Origin of the sequence: Alcanivorax sp. HI0007, from assembly GCF_001635525.1 — a bacterium.
GTDB lineage: Bacteria > Pseudomonadota > Gammaproteobacteria > Pseudomonadales > Alcanivoracaceae > Alcanivorax.
On record NZ_LWEJ01000157.1, the window covers coordinates 36,288 to 51,458 of the forward strand.

Sequence of the window (15,171 nt, forward strand, 5' to 3'; positions counted from 1 at the left end):
CAGCGCTTACTGGCAAGCCTCGCAATCCGGGTCATCAATGGAGCAGGCCTGTGGTACATCGGCGGCCTGGCCAAACTCGGCGGTCTCTTCCACCTTGGAGGAGACCCGGTTGAGCTTGCCATCATTGATGGTGGATTTTTCCGTCTGGGTGGCACCGATGGCGCGCAGGTAGTAGGTGGTCTTCAGACCCAGCAACCAGGCCATCTTGTAGGTCACGTCCAGTTTCTTGCCGTTGGCTTCGGCAATGTACAGGTTCAGTGACTGGGCCTGATCAATCCACTTCTGGCGACGGCTGGCGGCTTCCACCAACCAGCGCGGTTCCACTTCGAAGGCAGTACGGAACTGTTCTTTCAGGTCCGCCGGCATGCGCTCGATGGGTTGCACGGAACCGTCGTAGTACTTCAGATCATTGACCATCACGTTATCCCACAGGCCACGCTCTTTCAGGGCGTTGACCAGGTAGGGGTTCACCACGGTGAATTCGCCGGACAGGTTCGATTTCACGTACAGGTTCTGATAAGTCGGCTCAATGGACTGTGAAACACCGGTGATGTTGGCAATGGTGGCGGTGGGGGCGATGGCCATCACGTTGGAGTTACGCATGCCTTTCTTCGCCATCTCGCGCACGCTGTTCCAATCCAGGGTCTGGCTGCGATCCACCTTGCAGTAGTCTTCGCCACGCTGCTTGACCAGGATGTCGATGGAGTCGATGGGCAGTACGCCCTGGCTCCACAGGGATCCTTCGAAGGTCTGGTAGGCACCGCGTTCTTCGGCCAGTTTGGCGGAGGCCTGGATGGCGTAGTAGCTCACTGCTTCCATGGAGTTGTCGGCAAACTGCACGGCGCCTTCGGAGGCGTAGCTGATGCCCTGCTTATAGAGCGCGTCCTGGAAGCCCATGATGCCCAGACCCACCGGGCGGTGCTTCATGTTGGAACGCTCGGCCTGGGGCACGCTGTAGTAGTTGATGTCGATCACGTTGTCGAGCATGCGCACGGCGGTATTAATGGTGCGCTGCAGTTTGTCGGTGTCGAGACCGTTCGCGTCCACGTGCTGGGCCAGGTTCACGGAACCCAGGTTGCACACGGCGATTTCTTCCTTGTTGGTGTTCAGGGTGATCTCGGTGCACAGGTTGGAGGAGTGCACCACACCCACGTGCTGCTGCGGGCTGCGCAGGTTGCACGGATCCTTGAAGGTGAACCAGGGGTGGCCTGTCTCGAACAGCATGGACAGCATCTTGCGCCACAGGTTGATGGCGGGAACCCGCTTGAACAGCTTCATTTCCCCGTTACGGGTTTTCTCTTCATAGGCCAGGTAGGCCTTTTCGAAGGCTTCGCCGTACAGGTCGTGCAGGTCCGGGGCATCGTTGGGGCTGAACAGGGTCCAGTCTTCCTCGTTGATGACGCGCTTCATGAACAGGTCGGGAATCCAGTTGGCGCTGTTCATGTCGTGGGTACGACGGCGGTCGTCACCGGTGTTCTTGCGCAGCTCCAGGAATTCCTCGATATCCAGGTGCCAGGTTTCCAGGTAGGCACAGACCGCGCCTTTGCGCTTGCCACCCTGGTTCACGGCCACGGCAGTATCGTTGACCACTTTCAGGAACGGTACCACGCCCTGGGAGCGGCCGTTGGTGCCCTTGATATAGGCGCCCAGTGCACGTACCGGCGTCCAGTCGTTACCCAGGCCGCCGGCAAATTTGGACAGCATGGCATTGTCCTGGATGGCGCCATAAATGCCGTGCAGATCATCAGGCACGGTGGTCAGGTAGCAGCTGGACAGCTGCGGGCGCAGGGTGCCGGCGTTGAACAGGGTCGGCGTGGAGCTCATGTAGTCGAAGCTGGACAGCAGGTTGTAGAACTCGATGGCGCGTTCTTCCCGGTTGTCCTCTTCCACGGCCAGGCCCATGGCCACACGCATGAAAAAGCACTGCGGCAGCTCGATGCGGGTGTCGTTGTGATGGATGAAGTAACGGTCATACAGGGTCTGCAGGCCCAGGTAGGAGAACTGCAGATCACGATCACCATTGATGGCGGCGCCCAGCTTTTCCAGGTCGAATTCGCCCAGCACCGGAGACAGCAGCTCCAGTTCGATACCTTTGGTGATGTAGGCCTTGAGGGCATCGCTGTACAGGGCGTTCATTTCCTCGTGGCTGGCACGCTCGGCCACGCCCAGATACTGCAGGGCTTCGGCGCGGATCTTGTCCATCAGCAGGCGAGCGGTGACCTGGGAGTAGTTGGGCTCCACTTCGATCATGGTGCGGGCGGTGATCACCATGGAGGTGTTCACGTCATGAATGGAGACACCGTCGTACAGGTTTTTCACCGTTTCGGTGATGATCTTGTCGGCGCTCACATCGTCCAGGCCGGAGCAGGCAGAACGGATCAGATGTTCCAGGCGCGCCATGTCCAGGGGAGCCTTGCTGCCGTCTTCCATGGTGACGGTCATGTCCACCTGGTGGGTGGGTTCGGGCAGGTTGTGATTTTGCTCGGCACGCTTGGCCGCCTGGCGCTCACGGTACAGCACGTAATCGCGGGCCACTTTCTGCTCACCGTTACGCATCAGGGCCAGTTCTACCTGGTCCTGGATTTCCTCGATGTGGATGGTGCCGCCGGAGGGCATGCGACGCTTGAAGGTGGCAGTGACCTGCTCGGTGAGGCGCGCCACGGTTTCATGGATACGGGAAGAGGCGGCTGCCGTGCCGCCCTCTACCGCCAGAAACGCCTTGCTGATGGCCACGGTGATCTTGTCGTCATCGTAGCCCACCACTTTGCCGTTGCGTTTGATAACGCGCAGCTGACCGGGGGCGGTGCTGGCGATGGACTGGTCCTGGTCGCTCTCGCCGCTTGCCGGGGAGCCGGTCTGGTTGGGGTTTTGGCTCATATCCGTCTGCATGGTGCGCTCTCCGTTGTTTGTGCTGTTCTGTCTGTTGTCGGTTTGTGTGGTGGTGGTGCCGGCGTGGTCTGATGCCGCGTAGGGCTCACCACGCAAAACGCCACAGCGGTCAGGCCGTGGCGCAGTAAAATCCGTGTTGGGTGGTGCCTGGTGGTCTGATTTGGGTGTGGACCACTATATCTTGTGTCTTGTCCATGACGATGTACTTGCCCCTGGTCGCCAGAAAAGCCCTAAATGGCTGATGTGGCTGTATTTTTCGGTACGCTGGATGCGGTTATCCCGGGGTGGCAGCGATTTTACAAAAACCCAATATGTTGGGGTCGCCGCCCGACTTCAGTACAAGTTATAGTTGTGTCTATGGATTTGCAAGCACTTCGCCTGGGGAAATTTTGTGGATAAGTTGTGGACCACTGTGGGTGCATTTGGGTTGCACTTTTGCGGGGCAGGGCGGTACTAGATATTGTGTTTGTCAACGGAAAAAAATACCCCGTGAAGCAGCTTCAATGTACCTTTGGTATCAGTAAGGTTGCCGTGGACAGTGTCTATGCGTATAAACACCTGATAGGGATACGTTTGTTACAGTTTGCCGCCTTGGGCTCTGTGTACCAACGACAATAATGATACGAAGTGAAAAAGGATAAGGACGGGATGACAACGGTGCAGGATAACCCGCCAGCCATCATGATCGTGGAAGACGACGAAAGACTTGCCGATCTTACCTGTGAATATCTGCAAACCAATGGTCTCAATGTGACGGTAGTCAGTGATGGCGAAGAAGCTATCCGTCGCATTCGTGCCGAGCAACCGGATCTGGTGGTCCTGGATTTGATGTTGCCCGGAGCCGACGGTCTGACCGTCTGCCGCGAGGTTCGCAGCGCCTACAAGAATCCCATTCTCATGCTCACCGCCCGCACCGATGATATGGATCAGGTACTGGGCCTGGAGATGGGGGCCGATGACTATGTGGCCAAACCGGTGAAACCCCGGGTGTTGCTGGCACGTATCCGCGCCCTGCTGCGCCGGGTGGAAACCGACAGCGAACGGGACAGCTCACCGGCCCGGCTGGAATTTGGTGCCCTGGTGATCGATAACTCCGCCCGGGAAGTGACCCTGGCCGGGGAATCCGTGGATCTGACCAGTGCGGAATACGACCTGCTCTGGTTGCTGGCGTCCAATGCGGGCACGGTGCTGTCCCGGGAAACCATTTTCGAGAAGCTGCGCGGTATTCAGTACGACGGGCAGGACCGCTCGATTGATGTGCGCATTTCCCGGATTCGTCCCAAGGTGGGGGACGATCCGGAAAATCCCAAGCGTATCAAGACGGTGCGCTCCAAGGGCTATCTGTTCGTCAAGGAAATCGGCGCGGCCTGAGCGTTTCTGTGCCGCGGCGTGACGCTGGGTGACGCTTGAATAGTATTTTCCTGAGGCTCTACGGGGGCTTGTTGCTGGCGCTGTGTTTTATCGGCGCCATCACCTATGCCGCCGTGCAGCTGGTTAACAGCTACCGCTCGGATATTTACCGGGAGGAAATGGCGCGGGGTACCTTCTACCTGATGGCGGAAGGCTACCAACGCTATGAGCCCGGGGAGCGTGACCGCTGGAGCCAGGTGCTCAGCAAGCTGTTCAGTGCGGAGATCCAGCTACAGTCTGCCAACGAGCTGGAACTGGGCTACCGGGAGACGTTGCATCTGGAAGACGGCCTGGTGGTGATGCGTCTGAATGATAAGGAAGGCTACGCCGATATCCTTTTTCAGTTGCCCGGAGAATCCGAATACATCACCACCCGCATGACCAAGGTGTCCGAGCAGCAGGCCCGGGCCACCGCCGTGCTGGTGTTGAACCATCTTTCCCACTTCCCCGAAGACGAATGGGAGCAGGCCCTGGGCCGGCTCCAGCAGCATTTCGGCTTCCCCCTCAATCTTGTGCCACGGGACCAAGTATCCCTGGACCCGGAACAGGAGCAGCGGCTCAATCGTCGCGAAGTGGTTATCGGTCTGGATGACAGTACCCGTAACAACTCCAGTATCCGCATTTATGCTCCGGTGGCGCAGACCGGCAAACTGCTGGTGATCGGCCCCCTCAGTCTGTTCGACCAGTTCCCCATGGAATTGCTGCTGGTGGCCGGGGCCCTCAGCCTGTTGGCAGTGGCGCTGGCCACCTATCTGCAGGTAAGCCCGTTGCAACGGCGCCTCAAGCAGCTCGACCAGGCGGTGAGTCAACTGGGCAGTGGTGATCTGGGGGCCTACGCCAATATTGAAGGCAACGATGCCATCGGCCAGGTGGCGGCCACCTTTAATGGCATGACCGCCCACATCCGCCGACTGATTGAGTCCCAGCGGGAGATGACCCGGGCGGTGAGCCATGAACTGCGCACCCCGGTGGCGCGGCTGCGTTTCGGTCTGGAGATGCTGGCGGATATCGAGTCGGCGGAATTGCGCCGGGAAAAACTCAATGCCCTGGACCATGATATCGAGCAGCTGGATCAATTGATCGATGAAATTCTGACCTACGCCCGCCTGGAACAGGGCACCCCCAATATTGAATTCAAGCCGGTCCTGGTGGGGGAGCTCTGCGAGCAGCTGCGTGACGAACTGGAAACCATTCGTGGTGATACCGTTATCAGTGTGGAGTGCGGGCAGCCCACCCTGGAAGTGGAAGCGGAAGAACGCTACCTGCACCGGGTACTACAGAATCTGGTAACCAATGCCCTGCGCTATGCCGGCTCGCGGATCGTGATGGTGGTTGAGGGGACTGAAAGCCAGGTGGTGATCCATGTGGATGACAATGGTCCCGGCATTCCCGAGCACGAGCGCGAGCGTGTGTTTAAACCCTTCGCCCGGCTGGACAAGAGTCGCCATCGTGCCAGTGGTGGCTATGGTCTTGGCTTGTCCATTGTGAAACGGATTGTGGATTGGCATGGTGGAGATATCCGCGTGGATGAAAGCCCCATGGGCGGCGCCCGATTTACCGTCATTCTGCCGCGCCACCAACAGGGCCAGCATGTGCTGGGGCGGGTTAATTAAGCTGCAAGCTTTCTTCGAAGTCGCTGTAGGAACGGAGTGTAGCGGAGTAGCGCAGGTAGTTCCGTGCGGCCCGAAGGGTGAGCGAAGCGAATAAACTGCTTGAGGGGCGAACCGCGCTTGCGCGGATATCGACCGAAGGGCGATCAGGGTTTCCAAAGCGCAACAGATGTCGACAACCCGGCAGCATCGTAGGGTGGGTTTAGAAGCTCTTAAATCGCCGATAAGGTCCATCGTGTTGTCCGTTATCGTTCAATCTGCCATCGCGCCATCATGTAAAATACGGTTCCTGGCGCCTCCACGCAGCGTCTGACTGATCCAGCCTCCAATTCTGATAACAGGGTTAGCCGAGCCATGTCATACATCCTTTCCATCGACCAGGGCACCACCAGTTCCCGCGCCATTGTTTTTGATGCCAGTGGGCGGGCCTGTGGGCAGGCACAGAAAGAGTTCCGCCAGCATTTTCCTCAGGATGGCTGGGTAGAGCACGATGCCCTGGAAATCTGGAAGGATACCCTGGCGCTCTGCCAGCAGGCCCTGAGAAATGCCCGTGTGGAAGCCCAGCAGCTGGCGGCTGTTGGTATTACCAACCAGCGTGAAACGACGGTGCTGTGGGATCGCCAGACCGGTGATCCGCTGGCCAGAGCGATTGTCTGGCAAGACCGGCGCACGGCAGAGTACTGCCAGCGCCTGCGTGATGCCGGCCATGAAGATACGGTTCGCAGCAAGACCGGATTGTTGCTGGATCCGTACTTTTCGGCCACCAAGCTGGCCTGGTTGCTGGATAATGTGCCCGGCGCCCGCCAGCGTGCCGAAGCCGGCGAGCTGGCGTTCGGCACCATCGATTGCTGGCTGCTCTGGCAACTCACCCGTGGCAAGGTCCACGCCACCGATGCCACCAATGCCTCGCGCACCCTGTTGTTCAATATCCACGAACAGGCCTGGGACTCGGCCTTGCTGGAGTTGTTCGCTATTCCAGCCGCCGTACTGCCGGAGGTGCGAGACAGTGCCGGTGAGTTCGGTTCCACGTGCCCTGAACTGCTGGGCGCCGCGGTGCCGGTGGCCGGCATTGCCGGGGACCAGCAGGCGGCACTGGTGGGGCAGGCCTGTTTTCAGCCAGGGATGGTGAAAAGTACCTATGGCACCGGCTGTTTCATGGTGATGAATACCGGCGAGGCGGTGGTGTCCCATAATCGTCTGCTTACCACCGTGGGCTACCGGCTCAATGGCAAAACCACCTATGCGCTGGAAGGCTCCATCTTTGTAGCGGGGGCCGCCATCCAGTGGTTGCGCGATGGCCTCAATCTGATTCGTGATGCCAGTGAAACCGAGGCACTGGCCCGCCGCGCCGGCTCTGCCGGTGGCGTCTATCTGGTACCGGCCTTTACCGGTCTCGGTGCTCCCTGGTGGGATCCCCACGCCCGCGGTGCCCTGCTGGGGTTGACCCGTGACACCGGCATTGCCGAAGTGGTAACGGCGGGGCTGGAGGCGGTGTGCTATCAGTCCCGGGACCTGCTGGATGCCATGGCGGCGGACTGCGGTACCCGGCCCACCACCTTGCGGGTAGATGGCGGCATGGTGGTCAATAACTGGCTCAGCCAGACCCTGGCTGACGTGTTGGGAGTGTGCGTGGACCGTCCCATGGTCACCGAAACCACCGCCCTGGGCGCGGCCTACTTGGCAGGGCTGGGCGTGGGTCTGTACGACTCACTGGACGCCGTGGCCGAGCAATGGCGCTGCGAGCGGGAATTCTCACCACTGTTGGAAGATCACGAGCGCCAACGCCGCTATCAGGGATGGCGGGAAGCAGTGGCCCGGGTCTGTCAGAGCCCGGTCGGTGAATAGGCTGCAAGGGTAATGCCCGAAAAATCAGGGACTTCTGTGCCACTTTTTTCATTGGCACGGTGATGGACGGTCCGGTTTCAGGGATGAAAACTGTGACGCGGTAGACATTTAGGGTTAGAGTTCACACAACAATAATACTAAATGACTACCATTGGGTGCGGCTGCTGGTGGGAATGGCTGCACCGGATCGGGAATCCGGCATGGATCAATCATTAACGCTCAATCCTGCAGCCCTGCAGTCCCAGAGACTGCGCCGGGTGCTGTTTGCCATCCTGGCCGGGGGAAGCGCCCACACCCTGCTGTGCTGGATTGCCCTGCAGCTGGATTTCTTCCGCGGCGGTTCCGCCCTTTTTTACGGCATGTTCGCTGCCATTTGGGTGGGGCATCTGGGCTTCGTCCTGTTCATGCTGCTGGGGTTGAATCGCCGGCTTTCCGAACCTTCCATGATCATGCCGCTGATGGTCTGGTCCACCACCGGGATTCTGCTGACTGCCCTGGTGGTGGACCAGGTGCGCCTGTGCGTGATGATGATTTTCTTTGCCATTGTCCAGATGGGAGTGCTGCAGGCGTCATTCCGACAGTTCGCCTGGCTGGCCGGTTATTGCGTATTCGGTTATGCGGTCATTCTTGGTGTGGTTTCCGGCTACTGGCCGGAGGTGGTGGACCTGCGGGGCGAATGGATACAGTGGGGGCTGTTCTCGGTCATGGTGCTGGCGATGATTCTGCTGGCCTCGGAAATTTCCACCATCCGCTCCCAGTTGAGTCGCCGCAACCTGCAGCTGGCGGACATTGTTGAGCGTATCCACGATATGGCCGTGAAAGACGAGATGACCGGCTTCTATCGGCGCCGCCATGCCATGGAGTTACTGGCCAAGGCCTGTGGCCAGTCGGCACGTGGCGCCTACCAGCTGGCGGTGGTGTATCTGGATCTGGATCATTTCAAGCGTATCAATGACGACTTTGGACACCGTATTGGGGACCGGGTGCTGGAGCGCTTTGCCGAGGTGGCTCGCCGTCACCTGAGCGGGCAGGATTTTGCCGCCCGGCTGGGGGGAGAGGAGTTCATGCTGGTTTTGCCGGTCAGTGATCCGGATGAGGCCAGTAACCTGGCCGAGGGGATCCTGCTGGGTATGCGCAGCCAGCGCTTTGAGGAGGCACCGGGACTCGCCGTCACGGTCTCCGCGGGGTTGGCCATGTACCGGCGTGAAGAAACCCCGGAGCAGGTGATCCTGCGTGCGGATCGGGCGCTCTATCAGGCCAAGGAGTCCGGCCGCGACAAACTGGTGGTGGAGCAGAGCGAATGAATCAGGATCTGCGACAGGCGGAAAAGCTGACCCTCAGCGAGAAGCGTTTGCTCAAGCGGCATAGCCGTTCGGCCATTGCCATCATGGCCATGCATACCTTGTTATGCGTGGTGTATTTCCAGTTCGGCTATTTTGACGTGGCGCTGGAACAGGGCCTGCTGATGCTGTTCGTGGTCTGGGCCTCCCTGGTGGCCTACCAGCTGCTTCTTGCCACCGGCTGGACCCTGCGTCTGAGTGAACCGAGTCTGTCCTTGCCGCTGGTACTGCACTTCATGGTGGTATTCATGGTCTCCGGTTACTACGTGGACGAGTTTCGGCTCAGTGTGGTCACCCTGTTTTTTGCCGGCCTGTTGCTGGTCTCGTTCCGACTTTCCGGCAAGGTAATGATCGGCGTGGCGGTGCTTGCCAGTGCGGCCTATGCGGTGATGCTGTGGTTGGCCATGAACGACCGCTGGGTGCAATTGAGTCTGTCCGTGGAAGCCTTGCAGTGGCTGGTGTTTTCCATGATCTCGGTGAGCTTTGCCATTACCGGCGGGGGCATCAACCGTTTGCGTGACGCCTTGGCCGACAAGAACCATCAACTGGCCCGGGCGGTGGAGCAGGTCCGTGAAATGGCCATACGGGATGATCTGACCGGCCTGTTCAATCGTCGCCACCTGCTTGAGATCCTGGAGCGTCAGCGGGCGCTGTTTGCCCGCAAGGGGCTGCCCTTTGCCATCTGCTATGTGGACCTGGACCATTTTAAACAGATCAACGACCGTCACGGTCATGACTGGGGAGACCGGGTGTTACGCCGGTTTTCCGCGCTGGCCCTGGCGGGCATGCGGGATGGTGACTATTTCGGTCGTCTCGGTGGGGAAGAGTTTCTGCTGATTCTGCCCCAGAGTGACGAGAGCGGCGCGCTGCGGGTGGCGGAGCGTTTGCGCGAGCGCTGGCGCGAAGAAAGCTTTATGCAGGAAGGCGGGCCAGGCGCCGTCAGCCTGTCGGTCGGTGTGGCCGCCTGCCAGGAAAACGAAACCATCGACGAGCTGATCAACCGTGCGGACCGGGGCTTGTACAAGGCCAAGTCCGGGGGGCGCAATCAGAGCCGGGTGGCGTGAAAAGGCAGTGAATAGTTAACAGTGAACAGTTAATAGTTCGCGCCTGACTTTTGTTTTGTGTTGAAACGCATGAGGCCGCGCCCAGGTTTTGGGCGCGGCCTCATGCGTTTAAAATTGCGGTCGTCTTTCGCGCGCGCTGTTCACTGTTCACTGACGGTGAACGCCACCAAGTGTTTGGTCGCCAGTCGCACGTGTAATACATCGCCTTCCACCACATTGGTGTGGCTGTCGGTCTGGCAGAGCAGGGTTTCGTCGGCGCCGACGCGCAGGTGATAGAGGATGGTGGCGCCGGTGAACTGGCGGCGGGTCACGGGCAAGGCCAGGTGTGCGCTTTCGTCGGCGATCACGTCTTCCGGGCGTAATAACACATCCACCTGGCTGCCCGGTATCAGTGCAGCATTGCTGCGCCCGGTGAGCTCCCCCAGGCTGGTCCTGACGGTGTTTTCATCGAGCACCTCCCCGCGCAGAAAAGAACCGTAGCCGGCGAATTCCGCCACGAAACGGTTGGTCGGGGCATGGTAGATATTGTACGGGCTGTCCCATTGTTCCAGCCGTCCCTGGTTCATTACGCCGACCCGGTCGGCCAGGGCGAAGGCTTCTTCCTGATCGTGGGTGACCAGCAGGGTGGTGACATTTTCCTGGCGGAGAATATCGCCCAGTTCACGGGCCAGGGCCCGGCGCAGGTCCAGATCCAGGCTGGCAAAAGGTTCGTCCAGCAGGAGCAGGGCCGGGCGGGGGGCCAGTGCCCGTGCCAGTGCCACCCGCTGTTGCTGGCCACCGGACAGCTCATGGGGGTAACGGTCTTCCATGCCGGCCAGCCGGACCCGGTCCAGGCACTCGCTGACTCGCTGGCGTTGTTGCGCGCGAGGCTGTTTGCGCAGGCCGAACGCCACATTGTCGGCCACGGTCAGGTGGGGAAAAAGGGCATGTTCCTGGAACACCATGCCCAGGCCCCGTTGTTCCGGAGGCAGTTGACGGCTGCGGCTGGAGACCTGCCGGCCCTGGATGTGGATACTGCCACCAGAGACCGGTTCCAGCCCGGCAATGGCGCGCAGGGTGGTGGTTTTGCCACAGCCGCTGGGGCCGAGCAGGCAGGCAATTTCGCCGGTGGCCAGCTCCAGGCTCAGATCCTTTACCACGGCTTGCTGGTGGTAACCGCAGGCCAGGTTTTCAAGGGTAAGCAACGGCGGGTTCATTGCGTTTGCGCCTTCTGGAGATGTTGGAGGCTGGCTCGGGGCGAAAGCCGGAAAATATTCGCCCTGCGAGCAAGACTCCAACGGTTTACGGGTTTGTATCAGTGCTGGCCTGTGAGCAGGAACTCCAGCAGCGCCTTCTGGGCATGCAGACGGTTTTCCGCTTCATCCCAAACCACCGAGCGCGGGTCGTCCATCATCTCGTGGCTGACTTCCTCGCCGCGGTGGGCAGGCAGGCAGTGCATGAAGAGGGCGTCCGGGTCGGCCCGATCCATCAACTCGGGGGTCACCTGGTAGCCTTCAAAGGCATTGAGGCGGGCTTGCTGCTCGTCTTCCTGCCCCATGGAGGCCCACACGTCGGTAACGACCAGATGCGCCCCTTTCACGGCTTCGTTCACGTCGGCTTCCAGACGCACCCGCTCGGGATAACGGTTGAGCAGTTCGCTGTCCGGTTCAAAGCTGTTGGGGCTGCTGATCACCAGCTCGAAGTCGAACTGGTTGGCGGCATTGATATAGCTGGCACACATGTTATTGCCGTCGCCCACCCAGACCACCTTTTTGCCCTGGATGCTGCCACGATGCTCCACAAAGGTCTGCATGTCGGCCAGCAATTGGCAGGGGTGGAAATCGTCGGTGAGCGCATTGATCACCGGCACCGCCGAATGCTGGGCGAAGGTTTCCACGGTGGCGTGGTCGAAGGTGCGGATCATCACCGCATCCACCATGCGTGACAGCACGCGGGCGGAATCTTCAATGGGCTCGCCGCGCCCCAGCTGGGTGTCCCGGGGCGACAGAAAGATGCTGGCCCCGCCGAAGTGGGTCATCGCCACTTCAAAGGATACCCGGGTACGGGTGGAAGATTTCTCGAAGATCATGCCCAGGGTCTTGCCCAGCAGGGGCGTATGGCTCTGGCCATTACGCAGCATGGTTTTCAGTTCAATGGCGCGCTGGATCAGGTAGCCCAGCTCGTCCCGGCTCAGATCGGTGAGCGTCAGGAAGTGGCGGGTCATGCGACCTCCTGTTCGTTGGCGAAGTCATGAATGACCTGGGAGAGAGTCTCCACCAGGTGCTGCATCTCGGTCTGGCTGATCACCAGTGGCGGAAGCAGGCGTACCACGGAGCCTGCGGTGACATTGATCAGCAGGCCGGCTTCCCGGGCCCGGTTGACCAGCTCGGCGCAGGGGCGATCCAGCTGGATACCCAGCATCAGGCCGCGTTGACGGATTTCCTTGATCATGGGCAGATCGGCAAAGGCGTCAGTAAAGGCGTCCTTCAGCCAAGCCCCTTTCTCCGCGACCCCTGCCATCACGTCATCGGTGAGGGTGTTGACCACGGTCAGCGCGGTGGCGCAGCCCAGAGGATTGCCGCCGTAGGTACTGCCGTGGTTGCCGGGGCCGAACACCCCGTCGGCCTTGCCGGCCACCAGGCAGGCGCCGATGGGGAAGCCGTTGCCCAGGCCCTTGGCGGTGGTCAGCACGTCAGGCGTCACCTTGTCGCCCACGCAGGCGAAGTAATCGCCGGTCCGGCCATTGCCAGACTGGATTTCGTCCAGCATCAGCAACCAGTCATGCTGGTCACAGAGGGCACGCAGGCCGGGCAGATAGTCACTGGCGGGGACATTGATACCGCCTTCGCCCTGTACCGGTTCCACCAGGACAGCGACCACATTGGCGTTGTCGCCCAGGGCGCGGACCGCGTCCAGATCGTTAAACGGCACCCGGACAAACCCCTCCAGCAGCGGGGCAAAGCCTTCCTGTACCTTGGCATTGGCGGTGGCGGACAGGGTAGCCATGGTGCGGCCATGGAAGCTGCCCTCCATGACCACCACAGTGGGGCAGCTGACGCCCTTGCGCTGACCAAAGAGCCGGGCAATCTTGATGGCCGCTTCATTCGCTTCGGCGCCGGAGTTGGAAAAGAACACGCTCTGCATGCCGCTCACTTCGCACAGGCGCTGGGCCAGGGCTTCCTGGGACGGAATACGGTACAGGTTGGAGGTGTGCATAAGCTGCCCGGCCTGATCGGCCAGGGTGCGGGTTACCGCCGGATGGCAGTGGCCCAGGTTGCAGACCCCGATACCGGAGATGGCATCCATGTACTTGTGGCCGGCCTCATCGTAGAGCCATACCCCTTCACCGCGCACAAACGCCAGCGGCTGCCGTGCATAGGTGGGAATCAGATATTGCGACATAACAGGCAATTGATAATCGATAATGGAGAATTGATAACGGGCACCGGACCGTTGATCACAGCACCGTCTGTACGCGTCCCAAATAAAAAACGGCAGCCGAAGGCTGCCGGAACCGTCGATAATAGCGCACAATTCAGTGAATAGTTAACAGTGAATAGTTAACAGCGGTAGGCTGTTGTCCCGTTTTTAGTTATTAACTATTCATTATTAACTGTTAATTGCTTCTATGAATCCTGTCCAGCTCAGTATTTTCGCCAACCGCCTGTCAGGGATCTGTGACGAGATGGGGGCGGTGCTGCGGCTCAGTGCCCTCTCGCCGAACATCAAGGATCGCCTGGATTTCTCCTGCGCCGTTTTCGACAAACAAGGCAGGTTGTGTGCCCAGGCAGCCCATATTCCGGTGCATCTGGGGTCCATGGCCTATGCCATGGCGGATCTGGTCAGTGGCCGGGATTGGCAGCCCGGCGACCTGCTGGTGGTCAATGATCCCTATCTGGGCGGCACCCATCTACCGGATGTGACCGTGGTCGCGCCGGTGTTTCATGCTGCCTCACTGATTGGCTTTTCCGTTACCCGTGCTCATCACGCCAATATCGGCGCCCACAGTCCCGGATCCATGCCGGTGTCGACCCATCTGGAGGAGGAGGGCATCGTCATTGCTCCCAGCTGGCTGAAACGGGCGGGACAGTGGCAGGTGCCTTTGTGTCGACACCTGGCCGGGCTGGATGAGAGCGGGGGGCTGCCGGTGGAAAACCGGCGGTTTGCCGATTTTGTCGCCCAGGCCAGCGCCTGTGAGGCGGGGGCTCGGCGTCTGGCAGAACTGGCGGAACAGCAGCCCGACCTGGTTGCTGCCTTCGATGCCCTCAACGCCTATGGGGAAAAACGGGCCCGGGCCCGAATCGCAGCGTTACCGGACGGCTGTTACCGGTTCCGGGATTACATGGATGACGATGGCCAGGGGCAGCAGGACATCGTCATTGCTGTCACCCTGACCATTGCCGGGGAGCAGGCCGGCCTGGATTTCTCCGGCACCGCCGACCAGGTGGCAGGCAACATCAATTGTCCGCTGTCAGTGGCCGCCGCCGCTTATTACTGCTTTCGCTGCCTGATGGACAATGATGTGCCCGCGTGCGATGGACTGTTTCGGCCCATCAGCCTGTCAGCCCCGCAAGGTTCGTTGCTCAATGCCAATCGTCCGGCGGCAGTGGCGGCTGGCAATGTGGAAACCAGCTCCCGGGTGGTGGATGTGGTGCTGGGGGCGCTGGCCCAGGCGGCCCCCCAGGCGATTCCCGCTGCCAGCCAGGGGACCATGAACAATGTGGCCATGGGCGCCGCCGGAGAGGATGGCTGGGATTACTACGAAACCATGGCCGGGGGCACTGGCGCCCATGCCGGTGGTCCGGGGTTGTCGGCGGTGCACAGCCATATGACCAATACCCTGAATACCCCCATCGAGAGTCTGGAGTCCCACTATCCGCTCAGGGTGCACCGCTATCAGCTGCGCCGGGGCAGTGGCGGTGAAGGGCAGTTTGCAGGCGGTGATGGTCTGGTGCGTGAGCTGGAATTCCTGGGCGATGCCCAGGTGACCTTGCTGACCGAGCGCCGCCGTCACGCACCCTGGGGACTGGCAGG

At 60.4% G+C, this 15,171-nt stretch carries 10 protein-coding genes; 6 read left to right on the forward strand and 4 right to left on the reverse strand.

Annotation, left to right across the window (positions count from 1 at the left end; genetic code table 11):
• Window positions 1-6: 6 nt before the first annotated feature.
• The gene (locus A3714_RS08335) at window positions 7-2,889 is read right to left on the reverse strand and encodes a ribonucleoside-diphosphate reductase subunit alpha (protein ID WP_062816883.1); all 2,883 of its coding nucleotides are present in this window, start codon (window positions 2,887-2,889) and stop codon (window positions 7-9) included.
• Between the two features lie 648 nt (window positions 2,890-3,537).
• Between A3714_RS08335 and A3714_RS08340 the strand changes: the two genes are divergently transcribed.
• The 5 genes from A3714_RS08340 (at window position 3,538) to A3714_RS08360 (ending at window position 10,158) form a co-directional block, all read left to right on the forward strand.
• Window positions 3,538-4,260: a response regulator gene (locus A3714_RS08340; RefSeq protein WP_062816885.1), complete on the forward strand. Its 723-nt coding sequence runs from the start codon at window positions 3,538-3,540 to the stop codon at window positions 4,258-4,260.
• Window positions 4,261-4,295: 35 nt separating this feature from the next.
• Window positions 4,296-5,912: an ATP-binding protein gene (locus A3714_RS08345; RefSeq protein ID WP_063509374.1), complete on the forward strand. Its 1,617-nt coding sequence runs from the start codon at window positions 4,296-4,298 to the stop codon at window positions 5,910-5,912.
• A 351-nt stretch (window positions 5,913-6,263) separates the two neighbouring features.
• The gene (gene glpK / locus A3714_RS08350; RefSeq protein ID WP_063509375.1) at window positions 6,264-7,754 is read left to right on the forward strand and encodes a glycerol kinase GlpK; all 1,491 of its coding nucleotides are present in this window, start codon (window positions 6,264-6,266) and stop codon (window positions 7,752-7,754) included.
• Window positions 7,755-7,954: 200 nt separating this feature from the next.
• On the forward strand, window positions 7,955-9,058 hold the full coding sequence (locus A3714_RS08355; protein ID WP_063509386.1) for a diguanylate cyclase: 1,104 nt from the start codon (window positions 7,955-7,957) through the stop codon (window positions 9,056-9,058).
• Entirely contained in the window at window positions 9,055-10,158 is a 1,104-nt protein-coding gene (locus A3714_RS08360) for a GGDEF domain-containing protein (RefSeq protein ID WP_063509376.1), read from the forward strand. The genes A3714_RS08355 and A3714_RS08360 overlap by 4 nt, the downstream gene beginning before the upstream one ends.
• Before the next feature lie 140 nt (window positions 10,159-10,298).
• Here A3714_RS08360 and A3714_RS08365 read toward each other — a convergent pair whose 3' ends face one another.
• From A3714_RS08365 to A3714_RS08375, 3 genes are all read right to left on the reverse strand, one after another.
• Window positions 10,299-11,354 carry an ABC transporter ATP-binding protein gene (locus A3714_RS08365; protein ID WP_063509377.1) on the reverse strand — a complete coding sequence of 352 codons (1,056 nt, stop codon included), beginning with the start codon at window positions 11,352-11,354 and terminating at the stop codon, window positions 10,299-10,301.
• A 98-nt stretch (window positions 11,355-11,452) separates the two neighbouring features.
• On the reverse strand, window positions 11,453-12,361 hold the full coding sequence (argF, locus tag A3714_RS08370; protein ID WP_062816891.1) for an ornithine carbamoyltransferase: 909 nt from the start codon (window positions 12,359-12,361) through the stop codon (window positions 11,453-11,455).
• Window positions 12,358-13,539 carry an aspartate aminotransferase family protein gene (locus A3714_RS08375; RefSeq protein WP_063509246.1) on the reverse strand — a complete coding sequence of 394 codons (1,182 nt, stop codon included), beginning with the start codon at window positions 13,537-13,539 and terminating at the stop codon, window positions 12,358-12,360. Before A3714_RS08375 ends, argF begins: the two co-directional genes overlap by 4 nt.
• Before the next feature lie 226 nt (window positions 13,540-13,765).
• On the opposite strand from A3714_RS08375, the gene A3714_RS08380 reads away from it, so the two are divergent.
• Window positions 13,766-15,171: hydantoinase B/oxoprolinase family protein (locus A3714_RS08380; RefSeq protein ID WP_063509139.1), on the forward strand; the 1,406-nt coding region annotated here is incomplete at its 3' end.

Bases quoted from the DNA above. Each gene is read 5' to 3' on its own strand.
- A3714_RS08335 (WP_062816883.1), bottom strand. From the start codon at position 2,889: ATGCAGACGGATATGAGCCAAAACCCCAACCAGACCGGCTCCCCGGCA.
- A3714_RS08340 (WP_062816885.1), top strand. From the start codon at position 3,538: ATGACAACGGTGCAGGATAACCCGCCAGCCATCATGATCGTGGAAGAC.
- glpK (WP_063509375.1), top strand. From the start codon at position 6,264: ATGTCATACATCCTTTCCATCGACCAGGGCACCACCAGTTCCCGCGCC.
- A3714_RS08355 (WP_063509386.1), top strand. From the start codon at position 7,955: ATGGATCAATCATTAACGCTCAATCCTGCAGCCCTGCAGTCCCAGAGA.
- A3714_RS08360 (WP_063509376.1), top strand. From the start codon at position 9,055: ATGAATCAGGATCTGCGACAGGCGGAAAAGCTGACCCTCAGCGAGAAG.
- A3714_RS08365 (WP_063509377.1), bottom strand. From the start codon at position 11,354: ATGAACCCGCCGTTGCTTACCCTTGAAAACCTGGCCTGCGGTTACCAC.
- argF (WP_062816891.1), bottom strand. From the start codon at position 12,361: ATGACCCGCCACTTCCTGACGCTCACCGATCTGAGCCGGGACGAGCTG.
- A3714_RS08375 (WP_063509246.1), bottom strand. From the start codon at position 13,539: ATGTCGCAATATCTGATTCCCACCTATGCACGGCAGCCGCTGGCGTTT.